Genomic DNA, 24,570 nt, shown 5'->3' on the forward strand with positions numbered 1-24,570 from the left:
CATCTGAACACCGCGTCAAATCCGTCTCGGCGAGTTCATCGACCAGATCATCGAGTCGCGCCAGCAGCACCGTGACTCCCGTTGATGCTGCGTCGCCCGGCGATGCTGGGTCGCGATGCTCGATCATGAACCACATCGTGCGACGCACCGTCAATCACGAAGGGTCCCTTCGTGGCGGTGACCTTGGTGGTCAGTCCTGCATGTCGAGCCCGTCATAGGCTCGGGCCCAGATGGTTTCGTGTGCCACCGGGTCGATCCGGCCGACCGCTAGATCGCGATCGGCGACGCGCAGGTCGTCGGCGATTCGCAGCAGACGGTCGACGCGCGCCGCGACGGCGGGATCCTCGTCGTCGTCGACCCAGACGACCAGCCACCGCACCCGCCGGCGCAGCGGTCCGGCGGCCCGGGCGGCGGCCAGCACCGCACACAGTGCGATCACCGCGGCCACCCCGATCGACCACACCGGCGCGACCCCTGTCGTGGCCAGCAGCGGCCAGCACACCAGCCACACCGCCATCGCCCAGATGGGCGCACTGTGCCAGACCCGCAGCCGAAGTCGCTGACCGACGGCGGTCCCGGGTGGATATACCGCCAGCCGGTACTGCACCCAGTGTCGGGCGTAACCCACCCGCAGAAACCCCCACGAGTCGCCACCGCGCAACGGGTGACCGAACCGCGGGGCCGGCGGGGTCAGTCGGGCCAGGGTGAGCCGCCTCGACGGCTGCTCAACGGGCACAACAGGTGTGGGCTGGGACAACTCGGTCATGGTTCAGGCGTACCCCGAATTGATGGCAGTACCCGATTTCTCGACGCGATGTACACACCGGCAGCCCCGATCTTGACGCGGCGTTGACGACCCATCCACCGCTGCATATGGATCGTCAAGATCTGCGTGCCCGCCGTATGGATGGCGTTAAGAAACGACGCCACCGCCGACGCCGAACCGATGCTGTAGCAGGCGCCGAGCGATTGCCGGCGCGTGGTGACACGTGAGAAGGGACGGCCATGGCCGACGTGGTGTATCTGCTGGCGGCGCTCGCAGCTTTCGGACTTTGCCTGCTGGCGGTGCGCGGCATCGATTCCAGGATCAACCGATGACCGCCGACGGCGTGACCGACATCGTCCTGCTTGCCCTGGCCACCGCGGTCGTCGGCTACCTGCTCGTGGCCCTCCTCTCGCCGGAAAGGTTCTGATCGCGTTGTCCGACACAACTTCCGGATTCCTGCAACTGGGCTTCCTCGTCGTCGTCCTCGCGGCCGTGTACGTGCCGCTCGGCGACTATATGGCGCGGGTGTTCACCTCCCCCCGCGATCTGCGGGTCGAGCGGCTGATCTATCGGGTCGGGCGGATCGATTCGCGCCGAGAACAGACCTGGGTTGGCTACGCTCTCGCCGCGTTGGCCTTCTCGGTCATCTCCTTCCTCGGCCTCTACCTGCTGCAACGACTGCAAGGCGTTCTGCCCTGGTCGGACGGCAAGCCGGGTATCGCGCCGTCGATGGCGTTCAACACCGCCATCTCCTTCGTGGCCAACACCAACTGGCAGTCGTACTCGCCGGAGTTGGTGATGAGCAACCTGACACAGATGTTGGGTTTGGCGGTCCAGAACTTCGTCTCCGCCGCCGTCGGGATCGCGGTCGCGATCGCGTTCATCCGGGCGCTGATAAACCGGCGCGGTGACGGTGAACTGGGGAACTTCTGGGTCGACCTGGTTCGGGGCACGATCAGGATCCTGTTGCCGCTCAGTGTGCTCGTCGCATTCATCCTGCTGACGCAGGGTGTAGTCCAGTCCTGGCGTACCGGCTTCGACTTCGCCACTCTCGATGGCGGACAGGCGCATTCGTTCATCGGTCCGTTCGCCTCGCAGGAGGCGATCAAGGAGCTCGGCACCAACGGCGGCGGGACCCTGTCGGCCAACGCGGGGCATCCGTTCGCCAATCCGACCCCACTGTCGAATGTGGTGGAAATCCTGGCGCTGCTGCTGATCCCGGTGTGTCTCACGCGGACCTACGGCACGATGGTGCGTGATCGTGGCCAGGGGCTCACCCTGCTGGGCGTGATGGTTGCCCTCTGGGGCGCCATGCTGAGCATCGTGTGGATCGCCGAAGCACACGTCGCCGGGGTTGCCGGCCAGGCAGCCGGAGCCATGATGGAGGGGAAGGAACAACGCTTCGGCATTCCGGGCTCGGTGCTGTTTGCCGTTTCGACGACCGGAACATCCACCGGTGCCGTCAATTCTGCGCACGACAGCTACACGGCGGCCGGCGGCGGTGCGTTGATCTGGAACATGCTGCTCGGCGAGATCGCCCCTGGCGGAGTGGGATCGGGGCTCTACGGAATCCTGGTGCTCGCAGTCATCACCGTCTTCGTCGGTGGACTTCTGGCCGGACGCTCCCCAGAACTCCTCGGCAAGAAGATCGGCCAGCACGAGATCACCATGGCCGCGCTCTATGTGCTGGTGATGCCGGCGCTGGTGCTCACCGGCACCGCGATCACGGCCATCCTCAGTTCCACCACCGGATTCCTCGGCAACACCGGTGATCCCGGATCTCCCGGCGCCATCCACGGATTCGGCGAGATTCTCTATGCCTTCGCCTCGGCGGCGAACAACAACGGCAGCGCCTTCGGCGGTCTGACCGTGACCAGCGACTGGTTCCAGACCTCGCTCGGGCTCGCGATGCTGTTCGGCCGCTTCCTACCGATGGTGCTGGTGCTCGCGCTGGCCGGTCTGCTGGCGCGACAACGTCCACGAGGCGCGGCAACCGCGGCGGCGCCGACACATCCGGAACTCGCCGCGGTCGGCGGGGGTACGTCGGCACTGACGCCGGTCGTCGGACATACCCGGGCGGACGAGGCGTCCGGGGATGCGGCCGAGGGTTCCGCCGACACCGGCCCGGACGCCTCACTGCTCCCGACCAGCGGTGTGCTCTTCGGGGCACTCCTGTTCGGCACCATCCTGCTGGTGGCCGGACTCACCTTCTTCCCGGCGATGGCGCTGGGACCGATCGCGGAGGCACTGCTGTGAACGCCCCAATCGTGGATGAACGCGCACCGGAGGCGTCGGCGACCGCGACCTCCGAAGATGCCGCCCCCTCGCTGGTCACCACCGGTGCTTTCAACATCCGTCAGCTGGTCACGTCGCTGCCGCTGGCCGTCACCAAGCTGACGCCCCGCGCACAGGCTCGCAACCCGGTGATGTTCGTCGTCTATCTCGGCGCGATCGTGACCACCGTCCTGGCCTGCTGGCATCCGAGCCTGTTCGCTTGGGCGGTGGTGGCCTGGCTGTGGTTCACCGTGGTCTTCGCCAACCTGGCCGAGGCTGTCGCCGAGGGACGTGGACGGGCGCAGGCAGACAGCCTGCGGAAGGTCAAGCAGGACACCGTTGCCCGTCGCCTGAAGGGCGACGGCTCGTTCGAGGAGGTACCTGGAACGCAATTGCGGGTCGGCGATCTGATCGTCGTCGAAGCGGGTGAGGTGATCGCCGGAGACGGTGACGTCGTGGAGGGTATCGCGACGGTCGACGAATCGGCGATCACCGGTGAATCCGCCCCCGTCATCCGCGAATCGGGCGGTGACCGGTGTGCGGTGACCGGCGGTACCGTGGTGCTCTCCGACCGGATCGTCGTCAAGATCACCACGGCGCCGGGTCAGGGCTTCGTCGACCGGATGATCGCGCTCGTCGAGGGGTCGGCGCGGGCCAAGACGCCCAACGAGATCGCACTCGACATCCTGCTCACCAGCCTGACCATCATCTTCCTGCTGGCCGTGGTGGCCGTAGGGCCGATGCAGACCTACGCCGGGCAGTCGCCGGATCCGATCAAACTGATCGCCCTCCTGGTCTGCCTGATCCCGACGACGATCGGCGCACTGTTGTCCTCCATCGGCATCGCCGGTATGGACCGACTCGTTCAGCGCAACGTGCTGGCCATGTCGGGGCGTGCGGTGGAGGCCGCCGGGGATATCGACACCCTGCTGATGGACAAGACCGGGACCATTACCTACGGCAACCGGCGCGCCACCGATCTGCTGGCCGCCGCCGGCGTGCCCATCGCCGAGTTGGCCGACGCCGCCTACCGGTGCAGCCTCGCCGACGACACCCCCGAAGGCCGCAGCATCGTCGACCTCTGTGTCACCGACTTCGGTGTCCCACGGGACGACTCGGGCGAGGTGGCCGCCGCGCAATCCGGTGTCCACTCAACCCGGCAGATCATCGGCTTCACCGCCGAGACCCGGATGAGTGGGGTCGACACGAGTGCTGATGGCCAGCTGGTCAGCCAACTGCGCAAGGGCGCCGCCGACGCGGTGGTGCGCTGGGTACGCGCCCAGGGTGGAACCGTGCCCACCCAGGTGGAGGCCGATGTCGCGCAGGTGTCCGGACGTGGTGGTACGCCACTCGTGGTGGCGCGGCACGACCACGTAGCCGCCGGTGGGCCGGTGGTTCTCGGCGTGATCGCACTCTCGGATGTGGTCAAACCCGGTATGGCAGAACGTTTCGCACAACTACGGTCGATGGGAATCCGCACCGTGATGGTCACCGGTGACAATCCGGTCACCGCGCGGGCCATCGCTGCTGAGGCCGGGGTCGACGACTTCGTCGCGCAGGCCACCCCCGAGGACAAGCTGGCGTTGATCCGTGCCGAACAGTCCGGGGGAAGGCTGGTCGCGATGACCGGCGACGGTACCAACGACGCCCCGGCGCTCGCCCAGGCCGACGTCGGACTGGCCATGAACACCGGCACCTCGGCGGCCAAAGAGGCGGGCAACATGGTCGACCTCGACTCCGATCCGACCAAACTGATCGACGTTGTGGCGATCGGTAAACAGTTGCTGATCACCCGTGGCGCATTGACCACCTTCTCACTGGCCAACGACCTGGCGAAATACTTCGCCATCTTGCCCGCCCTGTTCAGCGGCATCTACCCGCAGCTGGACACCCTCAACATCATGTCGCTGAGTTCGGCGCAGTCGGCCATCACCTCGGCGGTGATCTTCAACGCGCTGATCATCGTCACCTTGATCCCGTTGTCGCTGCGCGGGGTTCGCTACCATCCGTCGTCGGCGAGCCGGCTGTTGGGACGCAATCTGCTGATCTACGGGTTCGGCGGCGTGATCACCCCCTTCGTGGGGATCTGGCTCATCGATCTTCTCGTCCGTCTACTACCCGGAATGGGGTGACATCCACGATGTCCGTTCGTTCGCAGGCTTCCGTCGTCACCGGTTTCCTCCGGCAGTGCAGTGCCGCCCTGGTGATCTTCGCGGTGCTGACCGTGATCCTCGGCGTGGTGTATCCCGCTGCGGTGTGGGCTCTTTCGCGTATCGATCCGGGAGCCGCCGAAGGATCGCAGCTCCACGACGCACGTGGGTGTGTGGTCGGATCGTCGTTGATCGGGCTCGACCCGCAGGTTCGCGCCGGGGCGCCCGACCCGTATCTCCACGCCCGGGTGAGCGGGTCGGCCGACGACCCGATGTCGCCGGGCGACCCGGCGGCGTCGGCGGCCAGCAACAAAGGGCCCAACGACACCGACCTGCGGTCCTGGATCGATGCACGTCGTCAGCTGATCGCCCGGCGCGAAGGGGTGCCGCCCACCGCGGTACCCGCCGACGCCGTCACCGGTTCGGCGTCCGGGCTCGACCCGCACATCAGTCCCGCCTATGCGCGACTGCAGGTACCGCGGCTGGCTCGGACCAATGGCCTCACCTCGGCTCAGGTCGAGGCGATCATCGACAGTCACACCGACGGACGACAACTGGGCTTCCTGGGGGAGGAGCGCGTGAACGTACTCGAGGTGAACCTCGCCCTGGGACACGGTTCGGTCGCATGTCGATAGCGACGCGTTCGAGCGCGCCGGCTCGATAGGCTGGACGTATGGGTAACGAAGCCGACGCTCGGGGCAGCCTGGAGGTGTTTCTGGGCTGTGCCCCGGGTGTCGGCAAAACCTATGAGATGCTCGCCACCGCGCGGCTGCTGGTCGATGAGGGTGTCGATGTCGTTGTGGCCGTGGTCGAATCACATGGACGTACGGCCACGGCGGCGTTGGTAGAGGGATTCGAAGTCGTCGAGCGCCGGCGTGTCGACTATCGCGGAACCGTCCTGGCGGAGATGGACCTCGCCGCGGTGCTCGAGCGACGGCCGCAGGTAGCGCTGGTCGACGAACTGGCCCACACCAACGCGCCGGGTTCGTTGAACGGCAAACGCTGGCAGGACATCGAAGCACTGCGCGACGCCGGTATCGACGTGGTGACCACCGTCAACATCCAGCACCTGGAAAGCCTCAACGATGTCGTCGCCCAGATCACCGGGGTGATCCAGCGCGAGACCGTCCCCGACGACGTGGTTCGCGCCGCCGACCAGATCGAACTCGTCGACATCGCCCCGCAGGCCTTGCGTCAGCGGCTCGTCGCCGGAAAAGTGTATCCCGGCGGACGCGTCGACGACGCGCTGTCCAACTACTTCCGGCAGGGCAACCTGACCGCGCTACGGGAACTGGCGCTGCTGTGGCTGGCCGACCGCGTCGACGACAGTCTCGCCGATTACCGTGCAGCACATTCGATCACCGACACGTGGGAGACGCGCGAGCGAGTGGTGGTGGCGATCACCGGGGGTGCCGAGTCGGCGACGCTGATCCGTCGCGCCAGCCGCATCGCCTCCCGGTCGAGCGCGGCCCTCGTCGTCGTGCACGTGGTACGCGGGGACGGACTCGCCAATCCGCGGACCGTCGACATCTCGCAGTTGCGGGAACTCGCAGCCGGTTTCGGGGCGAAGATCCACACCGTCGTCGGCGACGACGTGCCCGCCGCGCTGCTCGACTTCGCCCGCGGAGTCAACGCCACCCAACTGGTGTTGGGCACGTCCCGGCGACCGCGCTGGCAGCGAGTCTTCGACGAGGGGGTCGGCGCCGCCGTCGTCCGCGGCAGCGGACGAATCGACGTTCACATGGTGACCCACGAGGAGACGCGGGCCCCGCGTCGTCCCGCGCGGTCGACCCGGATCCGGCGACCACTGAGTTGGGCGGCGGCAGTGGTGGCTCCGGTGCTGGTGACCGGCGTGCTGAGACTGCTCGACCAGTGGTTGGGTTTCGCCAGCGACACGGCGCTCTTCTTCGTCGCGGTCCTGGCGGTGTCGATGCTCGGTGGCGTCGCACCCGCGGCATTGTCGGCAGTGATCTCCGGACTTCTCCTGAACTACTTCTTCACCGATCCGCGCTTCACCTTCACCGTCGCCGAACCGGACAACCTCATCACCATCCTGGTGATGCTGGTGATCGCGATCGCCGTTGCGGCACTAGTGGATTCGGCCAATCTGCGGCGTGGACAGGCACAGCAGGCGGGTCGCGACGCGGAACTGCTGGCGCTGTTCTCCAGCGCCGTGCTCGCCGGTGCCGACGTGCCCGGTCTACTGGAGCGGGTCCGCGAAACCTACGGACAGGACGGGGTGACCCTGGTCCGGCGACCCGCACGCGGCGAGATCGTCGTCGAATCGGCCATCGGAGACGAAGCGCCGCGCCGCGAGCGGGAAGCCGTGACAGTCTGCCCGGTACCGGGCGGCGAATTCGAATTGTGGCTGACCGGACCGGAACTCGGGGCGCGCGACCAGCGTGTCCTGACCACTGTCGGAACCCAGGCGGCCGGTGCGGTCGCCCGCCATCGACTCGAAACCGAGGCCGCCGCCGCCGCCGCGCTGACCCGCGCCGACGAACTGCGCCGGGCCCTGCTGTCCGCGGTCAGCCACGATCTGCGGACCCCGCTAGCCTCGGCCAAGGCGGCGGTGTCCAGCCTTCGCAGCACTGACGTCACCTTCTCCCCGGAGGACACCGCCGAACTGCTGGAGACGATCGAGCAATCGGTCGATCATCTGTCGGCCATCGTCGGCAACCTGCTGGACTCGTCGCGGCTGGCCGCCGGCGTCGTACGTCCAGAACTGCGCCGGACCTACCTCGCGGAGGTCATTCACCGTGCGCTGGCGGCGGTTCCGCGGGTCGGAAACCACGCCGACATCACCGTCGATCTCGCCCAGGAATGGGCCTACACCGACGCCGGGTTGCTCGAACGGGCGCTGGCGAATCTCATCGACAACGCCGTCCGGCACGGCAGGGGAGAGGTGACGATCCGTTCCAGGATCGACGTCGAGGATGCTTCCGCCGACGACACCGAGGCCGCACCGCGGTGCGTCGTCGAGGTCATCGACCATGGACCGGGTATCGAAGCCGACGAACGCGATCGCGTGTTCAGTCCGTTCCACCAGTCGGGGGATCAGCACAGTGGGGCGTCGGGCGTCGGTTTGGGGTTGTCGGTGGCGCAGGGTTTCGTCGGTGCGGTCGGGGGCACCCTGCAGGCGCGCGTGACACCTGGCGGCGGGTGCACCATGGTGGTGTCGCTGCCGACGTCGGCGCCGGTTTCGTCCGGGCAACCCGGCCGCGACTCGGAGGGAACGGCCCGATGAGCACCCGCGTCCTCGTCGTCGACGACGAACCGCAGCTGCTGCGGGCGTTGCGGATCAATCTCAACGCCCGCGGTTTCGCGGTCACCACGGCCTCCACCGGTGCTGACGCGCTGGCTGCGGCGGCCCGGGTGAACCCGCAGGTCGTCGTGCTCGATCTCGGCTTACCCGACATCGACGGGCTGACCGTTCTGGAAGGTCTGCGCGGGTGGACGACCGTTCCGGTGATCGTACTGTCCGCGCGGGCCGATTCGGCGGACAAGGTGGCCGCCCTCGACGCCGGAGCCGACGACTATGTGACCAAACCCTTTGGCATGGAGGAGTTTCTGGCCAGGCTGCGGGCGGCCATCCGGCGCGGGGCGGTGAGTGCGGCGGAAGCTGCCGAACCGGTCGTCGACGTCGGGGACTTCGCCGTCGACCTCGTTGCCACGTCGGTAACCCGGGCGGGGGAGGCGGTCCACCTCACCCCGACCGAATGGGGCATCTTGGAGATGCTCGTCCGAAACGAAGGGAAACTGGTCGGGCAGAAGGAGATCCTGCGGGCAGTCTGGGGGCCGAACTACGACGACCAGACGAACTACCTGCGTGTCTATCTGGCCAGCCTGCGCCGCAAGCTGGAGCCAGATCCCTCTCGGCCTCGCCATCTGATCACCGAAGCCGGGATGGGATATAGGTTCCGGCGCTGACGCCAGCACCATACACTCGACCCATGACCCCCCACGATGCGTCCTACTTCGGTGCCGCGGCCACGGCCAAGTACGTGCGGTTGACGACGCTCAAGAAGGACGGATCGGCGGTCGACACCCCGGTGTGGGCCGCTGTCGACGGTGACCGGCTGGTGGTGTGGACGGAGACCGAGTCGTGGAAGGTGCGTCGTATCCGCCGGGACAGCCGGGTGGTGGTGCAGGCTTGTGACGCCCGGGGCAAGAAGGTCGACGGTGAGCCCGCTGCCGGTACCGCGGAGGTGCTCGATGCGGCGGGCAGCGCACATGTCCGCGATCTCATCGGTCGCAAGTACGGACTGATCGGGAAAGTGCTGTTGTTCGGCAGCCGGGTTCGGCGTGGAACGGCGGGCACTGTGGGGATTGCGATTCACGCACGGCAGTGACGTGGGTTTCCGACACGCCGACGCGATCCGTTGAAAAACTGCTGGTCAACCGTGTCTTGACCGAATTGTGTTCGGCGTTCGGTTGTTTCGTCGGTGTGATTCGGGGTAGAACTGAAGAGTAGGTTGCTGAGCGGCGCTAACGAGTGGGCCTCTTCTGCTCACCGCGGGACTAATGCGCTCTGCGTCGATGGTCCCGGTGTCATCGGTTCACCCGATCCCGGTAAGTGGGGACAACGTCCACGGCCGCGCTGCAATCGGTGAGTCCTTCGGTGGATTCGCTGTGGTGATTTGGCCATGAAAGAGGCTGTAGTCAGCCGTCTTTCGATCTAAGAGGGCTCGACCGGTCTGTCGAGTCGCGTGGGCGCCATCGGTTCGTGGCGAGACTGCGGACCTTGACGACGGAGACACGCATGCCAGACGGAATTCCGACGGCGAAATCTGCACGACGAGAACCTATTCCGCCCGCAGGGCGGACTGAGGTGGGGGGTTCGGCCGACACTGGTGACTCCGCGCAGAAAGGTATGCTGCGCAGGACGATTGCCGCATCGGCGATCGGCAACGCGACCGAATGGTATGACTACGGCGTCTACGCCGCGACAGCCACCTATCTGACCGACGCCTTCTTCCCCGGTGAACTGGGCACTCTCGGCACCATGCTGGGCTTCGCGATCTCCTTCGTACTCCGTCCGGTCGGAGGATTCATCTGGGGGCCGATCGGGGATAGGATCGGCCGTAAATCCGTTCTGGCCCTGACGATTGTGCTCATATCACTGGCCACCGCCCTGATCGGACTGCTACCCACCCACGCCGTCGCAGGGGTGTGGGCGCCGGTGCTGCTGATCCTGCTCCGGGTGGTGCAGGGGTTCTCGACCGGTGGCGAATACGGCGGTGCGGCCACCTTCATGGCCGAGCATGCTCCCGACGACAAACGTGGAAAGTACGGTAGTTTCCTGGAATTCGGGACCCTGGGTGGATTCGTCATGGGTTCGGCCGTGGTGCTGCTGCTGGATCTGCTGCTCTCCGACGATCAGATGTCGACCTGGGGTTGGCGTCTCCCGTTCCTGCTCGCCCTGCCACTCGGCCTGATCGGTCTGTACCTGCGGAGTCAGGTCGACGAATCGCCGGTCTTCGAAGAGCTCGAGGACGACGACAAGATCGAGGCGTCACCGGGTCGCGAGATCATCGACCTCGTGCGGGAGTACTGGCGTCCGGTGCTGGTGATGTCCGGCATGGTGGTGGCACTCAACGTCGCCAACTACACCTTGCTCGCCTATCAGCCGACCTACCTGCAGAACACCATCGGAATGGACACCGACACCTCGACGCTGGTCATCCTGATCGGCGAACTCGCGATGATGGCGGTGATCCCGTTCTTCGGCTCGTGGTCGGATCGGGTGGGACGCAAACCGATGTGGTGGTCGTCGCTGATCGGCCTGTTCCTGCTCGCCTTGCCGCTGTACTGGCTGATGGGCCAGGGCCTGGCCTGGGCCATCCTCGGATTCGTGGTGCTGGGGTTGCTCTACATCCCGCAGCTGTCGACGATCTCGGCAACCTTCCCGGCGATGTTCCCCACCCAGGTCCGCTACGCGGGATTCGCCATCTCCTACAACGTGTCCACCGCGGCCTTCGGCGGTACCGCACCGCTCATCAACGAAGCGGTCGTCGACTCGTCGGGATGGGATCTCTTCCCCGCGCTGTACATGATGATCGCCTGCGTGATCGGTATGATCGCGGTCTGCTTCCTGAAGGAGACCGCCGGTGCGTCGATCCGTGGAACCGATATTCCCAGTCAGGAGAACGACTTTCGGGAACTGGTCGGAATGAAGGCCGGCTCCTAGTCGCTGTTCTTCCCCTACTTTGGCGATCGTCCCCGAGGTGCATCTAGGGGAGGAACACAAACGTCGGGGAGGAACGTTCTTCCCCTACTTTCGGGCGGGGCGACAGGTTTCCGGGGACGATCGGTGATCAGGGGGTCGTGAGCAGGCGCAGCGCGGCGAGTGTGTAGGCGCGCGCCGCAGTCACCAGATCGTCGACGGCGACCGACTCGTCGGGCTGATGGGCCTCGGAGTTGATGTCGCCGGGGCCCAACACGATTGCCGGTATGCCGAGATCGCGGCTGACGAAGCCGCCGTCGCATGCGGCGCTCCAGCCGCCGACGCTGGTGTCGGCGCCGACGTCGGTGACCGCTGTGACCGCGGTGGTCACCAGCGGGTGGTCGGCGGGGGTGGCGAAACCGGGCATCGCCATCGTGACCCGCACCTCCACGTCGATGCCGTCGGTGTCAATTCCACTGTCGGCGATGGCTTTTCGGATGTCGTTGGCTATCAGTAGGGGATCCTCGTCGGGCATCAGACGACGATCGATCCCGAGCGAACACATCGGGGCCACCACCGAGATGCCTTGTCCGCCACTGATGGTCCCGACATTCCAGGTGCCGCAACCGAGGAGATCGTCGAGCTGCTGTGCCAGTCGGTCGTGATCCCGCCCGATCAGGCCGACAATCTGCGCGGCGGCGTTGATCGCACTGCGGCCGTCGGACGGACGGCCCGAATGTGCGGCCCGACCGGCGACGTCGATCTCGAAGTAGGAGGCGCCGCGACATCCGCGGACCACCTGCAGATCGGTCGGCTCGGCGACGATACAGCCGAGGAAGTCGTGATCGGCGGGGTGCGCGACGAGGTCGCGGACGCCGATACCGTGCTCCTCCTCGTCGACCGTGCACACCAGCCGGATCGGTCCGGTCAGCGCGAGCCCGTTCTCGTGCGCGTCACGCAATGCGGCCAGCGTCGCGACGACGGCGGCGAGCCCGCCCTTCATGTCGGTCGCACCCCGGCCGTAGATCCGGCCGTCGGTCAGCCGCGCCCGATACGGGTCGGCGGTCCAGTTGGGGCCGGCCGGTACGACGTCGGAGTGCCCGAGGAACATCAACCCGGGTCCGGTGGCAGGGGTCGCATCGGTGGCAGGCGGCCAGAACGTGGCAATCAGATTGGGGCGGCCGGGCGCGACCTCGCCGATACTCACCGACAGCCCCAGATCGCGGCACGCCTTCTGCAGGATCTCGACGGTGCCCGCCTCGGTTCCGCCGGGATTCTCGCTGGGTGACTCGATCAGCGCCGACGTGAGCTCGATGATGAAGTCGCGGTCGATCAGTGCGCACACCGCCTTCTCGGCGTCGGTCAGGTCTCGTCCGCTCGCTGGGATTCTGACGTCACTCACCCCGCCATCTTCGCAGGCGGTGACCGGCGAGCGTGGAGCGCCGGCGGATTCGTGTCGGATTCGGCTGCGGCTCGGCCGACACCTCGCACCGCAGGGGGCAGGTGGGGGTCGGCGCTACTCGCGCGATGGCGTCCCCGTGCAGCGGGAACAGGGCGGATTCGGGCGGATGTGGGTCGTGCGAGGCGATCGGGGAGGTGCCGATAGTAGGCTGTAGCGCGATGACCACCTTCGCCTACTTCCTCATCGCAGTGCTGGCCCTGGCCGGTGCCGCCGCCCTGTTGTGGCTGGATCGGCGACGGTCGAGCGTCGCACGTCACCAGCGCGCCGTCTGGGGAGATACGCACTCCTTCAAGTTCCGCGAATCGGATACGAAGCTGCGCAAAGTCTTCCGCCGGGCGACCATGAACGTCCCCGACCACGTGCTCGTGCAGGACGTCGCCTTCGGTGAGTATGAGGGCGCCGAGGCGGTCGTCTTCGACCTCGTCGACACCGCGACCGTCGTCGGCGTGCGCCGGTCGTCGCCGTCCCGGGTCGTCGTCGACCTGCGGCATGAAGATGTGCTCGCGCCCGTCGAAGAGGATGTCGAACTCCTCGGGGCGATGGGGCCGCGCGTCATGTTCTCCAACAACCTCGACGTCGCCCGCCGGGTCTGCGACCGCCGGATGGTGACCCTGGCCACCAAGGCGCCCGCCTACATCGAGGTGCTGTGGAACGAGGGCAACTGGGCGTTGGGTTCGCTGCCGCTGACCAATGACAGCCGTGACCTGGACACCGCGCTGGACGTCGTCCGACGCTTCGCCGACCTGCTGCGGGTGCTGCCACCGGTCCGCGACCCGGAGGGCCCGCCCGACCCGCGCGACCCGCACGGTCCCACCCGCGCCGAACTGGCCGACGAGAAGACCGAGTCGATGCGGGACAAGGCTCGTCGCCGGGCCGCCGAGGCCTCCGCTGCCACCCCGGAGCGACCGGCTCGCACCGCGGCGACCTCGGTACGTACGCCACCGCCGTACACGTCGTCGCGTCCCGATGCCCCGGCCCGCGGTCGGGTCTCCGCCGACGATCGCGACCTGCCCGACGCCACCCGCAAGGGACCGGCCCTCGATCCCAAGGCCGCAGAATCCTCGGCGGCAGGGCCCGCCGCATCGCCGCGCACCCGTGGTGCCCGCGGACTGAGCCCCATGCCGGTGCGCCGGAACGCCGAACGCCCGAGCCGTCCCGAACGCGACTGACCGCGTCACCCGAACCGATCCCCGCGCCGCCGAGCGAGAGTGAGTGTCCCGTCATGCCCGAAACCACCCCGACCGTGGATGGCGTCGCCAAGCAGCGACTTGCCGAACTGGTACGTGAACTGGCCGTCGTCCACGGCAAGGTGACGCTGTCCTCGGGTAAGGAAGCCGACTACTACGTCGACCTGCGGCGGGCCACTCTGCACAGCGAGGCGTCGCGGCTGATCGGTGCACTGATGCGGGAGTTGACCGCCGACTGGGATTACGCGGCGGTCGGCGGGCTGACGCTCGGCGCTGACCCGGTCGCGACGTCGATCATGCATGCCGACGGCCGGGCGATCGACTCGTTCGTGGTGCGCAAAGCGGCCAAGACGCACGGCATGCAGCGCCGGATCGAAGGACCCGACATCACCGGACGCAACGTGCTGGTCGTCGAGGACACCTCCACCACCGGGGCGTCGCCGTCGAATGCCGTCGAAGCCGCCCGAGAAGCCGGTGCGAATGTCATCGGTGTGGCCACCGTGGTGGACCGGGCGACCGGGGCCGACGCGGTCATCACCGGACTCGGTGTGCCCTACCGTTCGCTGCTCGACCTCGCCGACCTCGGTCTGGCCTGACACGCGTCGATCAGCGTCGGAGATCGGTGCCCGGATGAACGGATCCCAACCCAGCCCACCTGATGCTTCAGGCGCGCAGCCGGACGAACCGGGACCGACCGAATGGCAGTCGGGGACCGCACCGGCGGTCGGCGTCGGGCCCTGGGCCGTCGAATATCCGGATCTGCCCGTCCCCGACGATCCGCGCTACGACCCGGAACTGCTCGACGAGGGGGACACCCGCAATGTCGTCGACGCCTACCGGTATTGGACGCGGGAGGCGATCGTCGCCGACCTGGACACCCGGCGGCACGACTTCCACGTGGCGATCGAGAACTTCGCCCACGACGCCAACATCGGGACCGTGGTGCGCACCGCGAACGCCTTCGGCGCGCGGGCCGTGCACATCGTCGGCCGGCGGCGGTGGAATCGCCGGGGCGCCATGGTCACCGACCGCTATCAGCACCTCATGCATCACGCGACGGTCGGGGATCTGCTCGACTGGGCGCGGGCGCAGGGACTGACCGTGGTGGCCGTGGACAACACGCCCGGTGCGCAGCCACTGGAAACCGTCGACCTGCCGCGCAACTGCCTGCTGCTGTTCGGCCAGGAAGGACCCGGCGTCAGCGACGACGCTCAGCAATATGCGGAACTGACCGTGTCCATCGCCCAGTTCGGCTCGACCCGCAGTATCAACGCGGGTGTGGCCGCCGGTATCGCCATGCACGCGTGGGTACGCGCACACGCCGACCTCGGCAGGGCTTGGTAGTTTCGGGCGCTCCGAACCGTCAGACGGCGTCGGTCTGATCCTCCAGCGCCGCGTCGGCCACGGTGTCCGGGGCGTTCTTGGCGGCGCGGCGACGGCGATACCACTCGATGAGCATCGGGGCCACCGACAGCAGCACGATCAGGATGAAGATCGGTTCGATGAGCTTCTGCACGACCTCGAACCGGCCCAGCCAGAAGCCGAGCAGGGTGATACCCGCACCCCAGACGATCGCACCGACGACGTTGTAGATGAAGAACACCGAGTACTTCATGCGGGCCGCACCGGCGACGATCGGCGCGATGGTGCGCACGATCGGCACGAAGCGGGCCAGGAAGATGGTGATCGGGCCGTGCTTCTCGAAGAACTCGTGTGCCTCGGTGAGGTAGCGATCCTTCAGGAACCGGGCATCCGGCTTGAACATGCTGGTGCCGACGTAGCGGCCGATCCAGTAGCCGATCTGTCCGCCGATGATCGCCGCGATCGGGATGTAGATCAGCAGCTCCCACAATGAGGCGAACTGTTCGATGTCTTCCTTGCCACCTGCGGCGACGACCATGCCGGCGACGAACAACAGCGAATCACCGGGCAGCACCGGGAAGAGAACACCCGATTCGATCAGGATGACCAGCAGCAGACCCACGAGAGCCCAGCTGCCGAAGTAGCCGAGGAGGGTCACCGGGTCAAGGAAGCCCGGCATGAGGGCGACGTTGGTCGTGGTGCTGGCCAGCGCAGTATCGATCACGGGGTCCAAGGATAGCGCGTCGACGGAAATGTCCTGCTCCGGGCGCACTGCGCGGGCGTGGAACAGGCTTGACATACTGATCGGGAGTGATCGACTCGCCAGCGCGAAAACCTACCCGGTTGGAGGACGTGAAATGCCCATTGCCACTCCCGAGCAGTACGCCGAGATGTACAAGAAGGCGAAGGAGGGCGGCTACGCATTCCCGGCGATCAACTGCACCTCGTCGTCGACGATCAACGCCGCGATCAAGGGTTTCGCGGACGCCGGTAGCGACGGCATCATCCAGTTCTCGACCGGTGGTGCCGAGTTCGGTTCCGGTCTCGGCGTCAAGGACATGGTGACCGGTTCGGTCGCGCTGGCCGAGTTCGCGCACGTCGTCGCCGCCAAGTACGACGTCACCATCGCCCTGCACACCGACCACTGCCCCAAGGACAAGCTCGACGGCTTCGTCCGTCCGCTGCTGGAGATCTCGACCGAACGCGTCAAGGCCGGTCAGAATCCGCTGTTCCAGTCGCATATGTGGGACGGCAGTGCCGTGCCGATCGATGAGAACCTGCAGATCGCACAGGAGCTGCTGGCCAAGTCGGCGGCCGCCAACATCATCCTCGAAGTCGAGATCGGCGTCGTCGGTGGTGAAGAAGACGGTGTCGAGAACGCCATCAACGACAAGCTGTACACCTCGGTCGAGGACTTCGAGAAGACCATTGACGCGCTCGGCGTGGGAGAGAAGGGTAAGTACCTGCTCGCCGCGACCTTCGGCAACGTGCACGGCGTCTACAAGCCCGGCAACGTGAAGCTGAAGCCGTCGGTGCTCGACGACGGGCAGAAGGCAGCCATCGCCAAGCTCGGTCTCGCCGAGGGCTCCAAGCCCTTTGACTTCGTCTTCCACGGCGGTTCGGGCTCGCTCAAGAGCGAGATCGAAGAGGCGCTCAGCTACGGCGTGGTCAAGATGAACGTCGACACCGACACCCAGTACGCCTACAGCCGCCCGGTGGCCGGCCATATGTTCGCCAATTACGACGGCGTCCTGAAGGTCGACGGCGACGTGGGCAACAAGAAGGTTTACGACCCGCGCAGCTGGACCAAGAAGGCCGAGGCCAGCATGTCCGAGCGCGTCGTCGAGGCCTGCAACGACCTCAAGTCGAACGGCAAGTCGATCAGCGCCTGATCGTCACCCGCGCACAGCAAGGGCCGCCACGCATCTGTGGCGGCCCTTTGCTTTGTGTCACTTTGGCTTTGTGTCACTTTTGCTGTGTGTCCCGCGGCTGGGTGACGGGCGGTGCTCACGAGTCGGAGCACTCCGGTCACATGGTGGCGAGACCGACCAGGACCGCCACCGCGAGCGCGATGAGAACCGCGGCAGCCACGATGACCTGCGGATCGGTCGCCGACGCCCGGCGGGGCGCCGGGTGGACGCGTTCGGAACGTCGGGGTAGAGGTGGGGCTGTGCTGGGCCCCTGCGCTGTGTTGGGTGCTTGCGCTGTGTTGGGTGCCTGCGACACCTTCCACGCAGGTGGTGTCACCACGGACAACCGTTGCGTCGGCTGCGCGGCTCGATGTGCCACCGGATCGAAGACACGCCGGGAGCCCGGCTCCGCGACCGGACCGGCAGGCGTTTCGTGGGCGGCAGGTCTGACGTGGCTCACTGCTTCGGAGTGCAGACCTTCCAGGTGCCGTCGGTCTTCATCAGGATGAGGCCCACCGCCTGCAGCTGAGTGTCGGCGCCGTCGGCGGCGAGAATCTCCACCGTGGCCTGATCGCCGTCGACGCGTACCGCCTTGATCTCCCCGAATCGGGTCAACTCGTTGCGGTTCTTCTGCGCGAGGTAGGTGCTCTGGAAGTCCTGCGGAGTGAAACTCTGGAAGTGCTTGAGCCGGTCGCCGCAGGTGACGTCGAGCAAGGTGGGCAGATCGCCGGTGGAGAAGGCGGTGACGTACCGTTGTGCGGCCGCCGCGGCCTGGTCCTCGACGGGCTCCTCGCTGCCGCCCAGGGCGACGACCAGCGCGATCACCACACCCACCGCGATGACGACCAGCGCGGCCGCGCCGATCAGCCAGCCCTTCTTGCTCTTTGTCGTGCTCTTTGTCGAGGCCCCCTGGTCGCCGGGGATGACCTTCGGCGTCTCGTGAACGGTCGTCGTCCACTCGGCGTCGGTGGCGGTCTGCTGGGGTGCGGCCTGCTGGGGTGCGGAGGCCGTGGGTGCCGGCGCGGGGGATGGCTTGGACGACGGCTTGGACGGGGACTTGGACGCCTTCGCCGATGCCGCAGCTGCCGCGGCCGCAGCCGCCGCAGCCACCGCAGGACCGGTCTTGATGACCTTGGTCTCCGCGTCGGGGGTCTCGGTGTCGGGGGGCACCGCGAATGCGGTGGTCGCCTCGTCCGATCCCTCGATGACAGCCTCGGCGGGCTCCTCGGACTCGGTGTCGTCGGTGGTGGCCTCGACGTCGGCTCCTGCCCCGGACTGTTCTGCCTCGGGATCTTCGGCTTCTTCGGACTCGGCGGTGTCGGACTCCGCGGATTCGGGAGCGTCGGTGTCGGCGCCTGTCTGGTCGTCGGCAGCCTCGTTGTCGGCAGCCTCGTTGTCGGCGCCCTCGTTGTCGGCGCCCTCAGCCTCGACGGCGTCGACGTCTGCCTCGGGGGCCGACCCTGCCCTGTCTTCTGCTGCCCTGTCTTCTGCCGCGACGTCCTCGGCCGCGACGTCTTCTGTTTCGTCGGCTGCCGCAACCTCTTCCACGGCTGCCCCGGCCGGTGCTGCGTCTCCGGGATCGTCTCCGGTCTCCTCGGCAGCCGCCTCATCCGCGGCGGTCGCGTCGGTCTCGGTGGCGTCCTCCCCGGTGGCGTCCTCCCCGGGGGCGTTCTCCTCGGGGGCGCTGTCGCCGGCGGACGCTGCCCCTGCGTCTTCGTCGGTGTCGTCGCCGCTCACCGCTGCTGCGACCGCCCCGGCGGAGGCCACGGCCACGACCGCGGCACCCGCGACGGCGGCGGTGGTGCCGTCGGTGTCGTCATTCTCATCAGCGCCAGTCTCATCAGCGCCAGTCTCATCAGCGCCAGTCTCATCGGCTGCTGGGGTGGGCTCGTCCGCCGTGTTCCGGTCCAGCTCGCCCGCGTTCTCGGCTGCCGCATCGTCGCCGGAATCGGCGTCGACAGGCTCGTTGGGCTCAGCAGACTCGTTGAGCTCGGCCTCGGCAGAGCTGTCGTCGTCGGCGAAGTCGGTCGCGGCGACGGTGTCGATGTCCTCCAGCGGGGGGAGGTCGTCGAAAGACGGCAGCTGATCGCGGCGGATCACCTTGGTGGCGCTGTCGATGCCGCGGCCGCCGCGAGGCGTGGGGCGCGACGTCGGGGCGGGCGACTCCGGCTTGTCGCTGGAATCCGGGGTCGGGGTGTCGGTCGGATCGTGCACGGCGGAGTCGTCAGCCTCTCTGCGGTCGCCGGTCGATCCGGCGGGGGTGTCCTGGGGGGAGTTGGTCGAGGTGGGTCGCACGGGCGTGTCCGCCGGTGTCGGGGTGGCTCGGTCGGTCGCGTCACTGCCGGATTTGGGCGTGTCGCCCGGATCGGAGGTGGGGACGTGGGTAGCGTGGCCCTGCGCCGTCTGCGGTCGCGCGAACGACCCCGCCGACGTCGCGCGTCGGGTGCGTCGTTCTTCGGCCAGCCGACGAACCGTCGAGAAAGCCTTGGTGACAGCGGATTTCGCGTCCTCTGATGACGGCACTGATCGTCACCCCGCTTTCCGTACATCGTGAGTCGGTGCGCCGGACCTGGCTTATGCTGCGTCAGGTCTCCGATCGCGCCCTTCACCCTAGCGAATACCCCTCCCGTCGAGCACTCCGGCGTTTGGCTGAACCTGCCGTCACCTTCCCGCCGGGCGGTCGTCGAGCGTCGGTCGATGCTTGAATGGACGGGTGACTTCTTTCGGAGATCTGCTCGGGCCCCAGCCGGTTCTGCTCACCGGTGACGACGAGGCCGAATCGGACCTGCTCAACGGTGCGGCCCCGGCCGAGGTGGCCGCCGCCCACCCGACCGCCTCGATCGCGTGGGCGTATCTGGCCGAAGCGGCCATCAACGCCGCCACCGACGGCGCCGAACCCGACGTCGCCGGCGTGATCGCCGCATATGCCTATGCACGTACCGGGTACCACCGCGGACTCGACCAGCTGCGTCGCCACGGCTGGAAGGGCTTCGGCCCGGTGCCGTGGAGCCACGAACCCAACCAGGGCTTCCTGCGGGCCGTCGGCGTGCTGGCGCGGGCCGCGCAGGCGATCGGTGAGGAAGACGAATACCTGCGCTGCCTCGACCTGCTCAACGACAGCGATCCGACCGCGATCGCGCATCTCGGCCTGGAGTGAGCGCACTCGCCGCGGTGACCGGCTGGCCGCGCCGGGTCTTCGCGGCGTTGCCCGCCCCGCTGCGGCAACGGCTCCGCCGCCTGCGGCTGTCGATGCTGCCGATCGCGCAGTGCGCGCTGGCCGCGGGTCTTGCCTGGTGGGTGGCGATCCACGTGTTCCACCACATCCAGCCGTTCTTCGCGCCGATCGCCGCGGTCATCTCGCTCGGACTCGCACTCGGCCAGCGCTGGCGCCGGTCGCTGGAACTGGTCGGCGGGGCGATCATCGGGATCCTGATCGGCGACCTCATCATCGGCCAGATCGGCACCGGCTCCTGGCAGATCATCGTCGTGGTCGCGCTCGCGATGACCGTCGCCGTCTTTCTCGACGACGGCAAGATGATCCCCATGCAGGCCGCGTCGTCGGCGACCCTGGTGGCCACCCTGTTGCCGCCCGGGGGAGTGGCAGGTTTCCATCGCACCATCGACGCGCTGATCGGCGGGCTGATCGGTCTGCTGGTCAGCGTGCTGCTGCCGGCCAATCCGGCCACCCGTGCGGTGCGCGACGCGGCCGGTGTGCTCGCCGACATCCGCGACGCCGCCCACGGCCTCGCGCAGGGCTTGCGGGACGCCGACCCCGAGCAGGTGTCCGCGGCCCTGGAATCCGCCCGTGGCACGCAGGGCGCGATCAACACCATGCGCTCGGATATGCGCGGCGGCCGCGAGATCGCGACGATGTCGCCGCTCTACTGGAGTTCGCGTGAGCGGATCGGCCGGATCGCGGCCACTGCGGACCCGATCGACAACGGTGTGCGCAACTTCCGGATCATCGCCCGCCGCGCCTTGGCGAAATCGCAGCGTGGCGAGGTTGTCCGGCCGGAGATCATCGACATCATCTCCGACATCGCCGACGCTTTCGAAACCCTGCGCGCGATGATGATGGCGCCACCCGGTGCCGCACCAGACGAGGCCGACGCGGCGCGTGCGCTGCGCAGCATCGCCCGCAAGGCCCGGCGCGAACTCGCCGACGGCAGCGACATGTCCGAGACCGCGCTGCTCGCCGAGATCCGGTCCTTGCTCGTCGACCTGCTCATGGTCGCCGGGCTGCGCCGATCGTCGGCGCTGGCCACCCTGCGCTGACGGGGCTGTACCGGCGGTTCCGCAAGGGGGAGCAATCCTTGCAATATATGCGAAAGTCTGCATACATTGGTGGGGTCATGGGCCATTCGCATTCACATTCGCATGGACCGTCGGCCGCCGATGTCGCCGCCGACGGGCACCGTCGCATCTGGCCGATGGCCCTGGCCGTCGCGCTGATCGGCGGCTTCTTCGTCGTCGAACTCGTCGCCGGTATCGCCGTCAATTCGCTGGCCCTGATCGCCGATGCGGGGCACATGCTGACCGACGTGGTCGCACTCGTCATGGGTCTGGTCGCGCTCCTGCTCGCACGGCACGGCGCCACCACCGACGTCCGTAGTTTCGGATGGCATCGCGCCGAGGTGTTCACTGCGGTGGCCAACGCGCTCCTGCTCATCGGGGTGGCCGCCTTCGTGCTCTACGAGGCCGTCGCCCGCCTCGGTACCGACCCCGAGGTGCCCGGGATGACGCTGATCGTCGTCGCCCTGATCGGGCTGGCGATCAACGTGATCGTGATGCTGCTGCTACGCGCCGACTCGAAAGCATCCATCGCGGTTCGCGGCGCCTACCTGGAGGTGCTCGCCGACGCGGTGGGCAGCGTCGGGGTGCTCATCGCCGGTGTCGTGGCCCTGACCACCGGCTGGGGATATGCCGACGTGATCGTCGCCGTCCTCATCGCCCTGTGGGTGGTACCCCGCGCCCTGCGCCTGGCCACCGACGCCCTGCGCATCCTCAATCAGCAGGCGCCCGCCCACGTCGACGTCGAGGCGTTGCGTGCCGAACTCGCCGACCTCGACGTCGTCGACGATGTTCACGACCTGCACGTCTGGTCGCTCACCACCGGCATGGATGTGGCAACCGTCCACCTGGGCAGCGGCTGTCCCAACGCGCAGGTACTCGCCGGGGCGCAGCAGGTACTGGCGCGCCACGGACTGCATCACGCGACCATTCAGGTGGATCCGGTTGGCTCCCAGAAGCGATGCCGCGACGAACTCACCTGGTGAGTGTGCCCGTCAGGAACGCGCCAGCGGGCTGTAGAAGACGAGTCCGTTGCCCTTGTTGTCGTAGACGACGGCGCGACGTTCATGGGCGTCGTCGTACGGGCCGCTGACTATCCCGCCGCCCGCGGCTTCGATCGCTTTCGCCGCGGCATCGACGTCGTCGGTCTTGATCCCGACGACCACCTGCCCGTGGATAGGATGGTCGACCGCGGTCGCCAGCGCGAGCGTGATGCCACCGCCGTCGAGCGCGGCGAAATGCGTTCCGTCGCGGAACTTCAGCGGCATGCCGAGTGTGTCGCGGTAGAACGCGATCGACTCGTCGATGTCGTCCGTGGACAGCACGATCATCTTGACCTGGTGTTCGCTCACCGCAGACCTCCCGGAAAACTGTGCGTATATCGGCATCGTAAGTCGGTACACCGGCTGCGGCCGTGGGTCTTTGGTCCCCGATCGTCGGGCGGTCAGCGCCAGAAGGCGAAGAGATACCAGCCGTAACTCGACAACTCCGACGGCACGCCGGACAGTTCGAACAGCGCGTAGATGCCGTCGAAGAAGGCTTTGTTGAGTGCCGGAATGAACAGTAGGGCGAAGACGATCAGGAACCCGTAGGGCGCGATCTTGTTCGCCGACACCCGCGTCTGATCCGACAGGTAGGGCTCGATCGCGCCGTACCCGTCGAAGCCGGGCATCGGGATGAGATTGAGGATCGCGGCGGTGATCTGCAGGAATGCCAGCATCGCCAGGGCCGCCCACAACACGATGTGGTCCGACCCGATCAACAGTCCGCCGGTCATCCACGTACCGTCGGTGGACCCGAAGGCGGCCACGACACCGAGCAGGATCGCCCCGATCGCCAGGTTCGTCGCCGGTCCGGCCAACGACACGGTGGTGCGCTCGGCCCGGCTGAACCCGGCCTGCTGGACGTAGACCGCGCCTCCGGGAAAACCGATGCCGCCCAGCAGGATGATCAACAGTGGCAGCCCGATCGAGAGGCCGGTATGGGTGTAGCGCAACGGGTTCAGCGTCAGATAGCCGCGGACCTCGGTGTTGCGGTCACCGAATCGGAAGGCGGTGACGGCGTGCGCGAACTCGTGCAGGCACAACGAGATCACCCACCCGGCGAGCACCAGCAAGATCGTGCCGCCGACGGCCTCACCGTTGCGGCCGGGTTCGGCGCGCGCACACAGCCAGCCGCCGACCACCGCGACGACGACGAGTCCGCCGAACACCGGGCCCGGCCGTACCGCGCGGACGATCTCACCCATCCCGGGACGTCGAGGCGCGCCCCACACCGGAGGGGTCACGCGCGGACCAGCTTCAGATCGACGTGATGCGGGTAGTACGTCGACCGTTTGACCACCCGCGGATTCAGCACGCCCTCGCGTTCGACGACGATGTTGGTGCCGCCGGTCTGGGCCGCCCGGCCGCTGACCCAGCGCCCCGCCCGCAGCGGCCGCTCCACCCGTGCCCGGACCCCAGGCGCGTCGCCGTCCGGTTCGATCCGGATACCCCGCACCTCGCCGGTGAACAGGCGCACATTGTCGACGTAGGTCTCGCCGTGCAGCTTGTGCCCGTCCACACCGAGATGACGCGCCCGGCCGACGAGAACAGTTGCCGCGTCGTCGCGGATGAGCGGGACGTCGACGGCGGTGCCGTGCGAGGCGAGTTCGGACGCCGCCCGACCGTGCGGCAAACCCAGCCTGCGGGTGCCCGCGGTGGCCTGCTCGGCCACCAACGCAACCTCGACATCGAGCCGCTCCGAGGTCATCAATACGGCCAGGACCTGCGCGAAGAACAAGTCCGTCTCATCTTCGACGGTGGGCGCAACCGGGTGCACGATCTGCGGGTGCACGACCAGCCGGGTGACCGTCGGATCGGCCAGCGCGGCGGCGACAGCGGCCTTCACGGCGGGCTTGTCGTCGGCGGGGGCGGACTGTGAGATGAGCGCTATCGGCACGCGGATAGCGTATCCACCGACGTGAACCAGTAGTGTTGGACAGGTTGTCTGAGCGCGTCACAG

23 protein-coding genes are annotated in these 24,570 nt (G+C 67.5%); 15 read left to right on the forward strand and 8 right to left on the reverse strand.

What is annotated here, in order from left to right; all coding sequences use genetic code 11:
• Positions 1-190: 190 nt before the first annotated feature.
• The gene (locus QSJ18_RS17525) at positions 191-766 is read right to left on the reverse strand and encodes a DUF6611 family protein (RefSeq protein ID WP_286327915.1); all 576 of its coding nucleotides are present in this window, start codon (positions 764-766) and stop codon (positions 191-193) included.
• A 328-nt stretch (positions 767-1,094) separates the two neighbouring features.
• Here QSJ18_RS17525 and kdpF point away from each other — a divergent pair, with 328 nt between their 5' ends.
• From kdpF to QSJ18_RS17565, 8 genes are all read left to right on the forward strand, one after another.
• Positions 1,095-1,193 (forward strand): K(+)-transporting ATPase subunit F, encoded by a 99-nt coding sequence (kdpF, locus tag QSJ18_RS17530; RefSeq protein ID WP_286327916.1) that lies wholly within the window; start codon positions 1,095-1,097, stop codon positions 1,191-1,193.
• Positions 1,194-1,198: 5 nt separating this feature from the next.
• Positions 1,199-3,022, forward strand: a complete 1,824-nt coding sequence (kdpA, locus tag QSJ18_RS17535; RefSeq protein WP_286327917.1) for a potassium-transporting ATPase subunit KdpA — start codon at positions 1,199-1,201, stop codon at positions 3,020-3,022.
• Between the two features lie 11 nt (positions 3,023-3,033).
• Positions 3,034-5,172: a potassium-transporting ATPase subunit KdpB gene (gene kdpB, locus QSJ18_RS17540; protein WP_286327972.1), complete on the forward strand. Its 2,139-nt coding sequence runs from the start codon at positions 3,034-3,036 to the stop codon at positions 5,170-5,172.
• A gap of 8 nt (positions 5,173-5,180) precedes the next feature.
• Entirely contained in the window at positions 5,181-5,825 is a 645-nt protein-coding gene (locus QSJ18_RS17545) for a potassium-transporting ATPase subunit C (RefSeq protein ID WP_286327918.1), read from the forward strand.
• Positions 5,826-5,863: 38 nt separating this feature from the next.
• A complete protein-coding gene (locus tag QSJ18_RS17550; RefSeq protein ID WP_286327919.1) occupies positions 5,864-8,437 on the forward strand; it encodes a sensor histidine kinase in 2,574 nt (857 codons plus the stop codon).
• Positions 8,434-9,120, forward strand: a complete 687-nt coding sequence (locus QSJ18_RS17555; RefSeq protein ID WP_286327920.1) for a response regulator — start codon at positions 8,434-8,436, stop codon at positions 9,118-9,120. The genes QSJ18_RS17550 and QSJ18_RS17555 overlap by 4 nt, the downstream gene beginning before the upstream one ends.
• Before the next feature lie 23 nt (positions 9,121-9,143).
• Positions 9,144-9,542, forward strand: a complete 399-nt coding sequence (locus QSJ18_RS17560; protein WP_286327921.1) for a PPOX class F420-dependent oxidoreductase — start codon at positions 9,144-9,146, stop codon at positions 9,540-9,542.
• Between the two features lie 521 nt (positions 9,543-10,063).
• Complete coding sequence (locus tag QSJ18_RS17565; RefSeq protein ID WP_286327922.1) at positions 10,064-11,380, forward strand: MFS transporter; 1,317 nt, start codon at positions 10,064-10,066, stop codon at positions 11,378-11,380.
• Between the two features lie 127 nt (positions 11,381-11,507).
• On the opposite strand, the gene QSJ18_RS17570 is transcribed toward QSJ18_RS17565, so the two are convergent.
• Positions 11,508-12,743, reverse strand: a complete 1,236-nt coding sequence (locus tag QSJ18_RS17570; protein ID WP_286327973.1) for a M20 family metallopeptidase — start codon at positions 12,741-12,743, stop codon at positions 11,508-11,510.
• A 233-nt stretch (positions 12,744-12,976) separates the two neighbouring features.
• Between QSJ18_RS17570 and QSJ18_RS17575 the strand changes: the two genes are divergently transcribed.
• The 3 genes from QSJ18_RS17575 to QSJ18_RS17585 are packed head-to-tail and all read left to right on the forward strand — an operon-like array spanning position 12,977 to position 15,349.
• A complete protein-coding gene (locus QSJ18_RS17575) occupies positions 12,977-13,987 on the forward strand; it encodes a type III secretion system chaperone family protein (protein WP_286327923.1) in 1,011 nt (336 codons plus the stop codon).
• 53 nt (positions 13,988-14,040) lie between these two features.
• Positions 14,041-14,601 (forward strand): orotate phosphoribosyltransferase, encoded by a 561-nt coding sequence (pyrE, locus tag QSJ18_RS17580; protein ID WP_286327924.1) that lies wholly within the window; start codon positions 14,041-14,043, stop codon positions 14,599-14,601.
• Between the two features lie 34 nt (positions 14,602-14,635).
• Positions 14,636-15,349 (forward strand): TrmH family RNA methyltransferase, encoded by a 714-nt coding sequence (locus tag QSJ18_RS17585; RefSeq protein WP_286327926.1) that lies wholly within the window; start codon positions 14,636-14,638, stop codon positions 15,347-15,349.
• A gap of 19 nt (positions 15,350-15,368) precedes the next feature.
• On the opposite strand, the gene QSJ18_RS17590 is transcribed toward QSJ18_RS17585, so the two are convergent.
• The gene (locus tag QSJ18_RS17590) at positions 15,369-16,091 is read right to left on the reverse strand and encodes a DedA family protein (protein WP_286327927.1); all 723 of its coding nucleotides are present in this window, start codon (positions 16,089-16,091) and stop codon (positions 15,369-15,371) included.
• 133 nt (positions 16,092-16,224) lie between these two features.
• On the opposite strand from QSJ18_RS17590, the gene fbaA reads away from it, so the two are divergent.
• Positions 16,225-17,259 carry a class II fructose-bisphosphate aldolase gene (fbaA, locus tag QSJ18_RS17595; protein WP_286327928.1) on the forward strand — a complete coding sequence of 345 codons (1,035 nt, stop codon included), beginning with the start codon at positions 16,225-16,227 and terminating at the stop codon, positions 17,257-17,259.
• Positions 17,260-17,395: 136 nt separating this feature from the next.
• On the opposite strand, the gene QSJ18_RS17600 is transcribed toward fbaA, so the two are convergent.
• Positions 17,396-17,737, reverse strand: a complete 342-nt coding sequence (locus tag QSJ18_RS17600; protein WP_286327929.1) for a hypothetical protein — start codon at positions 17,735-17,737, stop codon at positions 17,396-17,398.
• Complete coding sequence (locus QSJ18_RS17605; protein WP_286327930.1) at positions 17,734-19,800, reverse strand: Rv0361 family membrane protein; 2,067 nt, start codon at positions 19,798-19,800, stop codon at positions 17,734-17,736. Before QSJ18_RS17605 ends, QSJ18_RS17600 begins: the two co-directional genes overlap by 4 nt.
• 190 nt (positions 19,801-19,990) lie before the next feature.
• Here QSJ18_RS17605 and QSJ18_RS17610 point away from each other — a divergent pair, with 190 nt between their 5' ends.
• From QSJ18_RS17610 to QSJ18_RS17620, 3 genes are all read left to right on the forward strand, one after another.
• A complete protein-coding gene (locus QSJ18_RS17610) occupies positions 19,991-20,434 on the forward strand; it encodes a DUF3151 domain-containing protein (protein WP_286327931.1) in 444 nt (147 codons plus the stop codon).
• Positions 20,435-20,448: 14 nt separating this feature from the next.
• The gene (locus QSJ18_RS17615) at positions 20,449-21,552 is read left to right on the forward strand and encodes an FUSC family protein (protein WP_286327974.1); all 1,104 of its coding nucleotides are present in this window, start codon (positions 20,449-20,451) and stop codon (positions 21,550-21,552) included.
• 77 nt (positions 21,553-21,629) lie between these two features.
• Positions 21,630-22,553: a cation diffusion facilitator family transporter gene (locus QSJ18_RS17620; RefSeq protein WP_286327932.1), complete on the forward strand. Its 924-nt coding sequence runs from the start codon at positions 21,630-21,632 to the stop codon at positions 22,551-22,553.
• A gap of 9 nt (positions 22,554-22,562) precedes the next feature.
• Here the strand turns inward: QSJ18_RS17620 and QSJ18_RS17625 are convergent, their stop codons facing one another.
• The 3 genes from QSJ18_RS17625 to QSJ18_RS17635 form a co-directional block, all read right to left on the reverse strand.
• Positions 22,563-22,919, reverse strand: coding sequence for a VOC family protein (locus QSJ18_RS17625; RefSeq protein WP_286327933.1), 357 nt, complete (start codon positions 22,917-22,919; stop codon positions 22,563-22,565).
• Positions 22,920-23,011: 92 nt separating this feature from the next.
• Positions 23,012-23,854 (reverse strand): site-2 protease family protein, encoded by an 843-nt coding sequence (locus QSJ18_RS17630; RefSeq protein WP_286327934.1) that lies wholly within the window; start codon positions 23,852-23,854, stop codon positions 23,012-23,014.
• Entirely contained in the window at positions 23,851-24,507 is a 657-nt protein-coding gene (locus tag QSJ18_RS17635; RefSeq protein ID WP_286327936.1) for a hypothetical protein, read from the reverse strand. The genes QSJ18_RS17630 and QSJ18_RS17635 overlap by 4 nt, the downstream gene beginning before the upstream one ends.
• Positions 24,508-24,570: the final 63 nt, after the last annotated feature.

It is taken from the genome of Gordonia heveisoli (assembly GCF_030315745.1).
In the GTDB taxonomy this organism is placed as follows: domain Bacteria; phylum Actinomycetota; class Actinomycetes; order Mycobacteriales; family Mycobacteriaceae; genus Gordonia.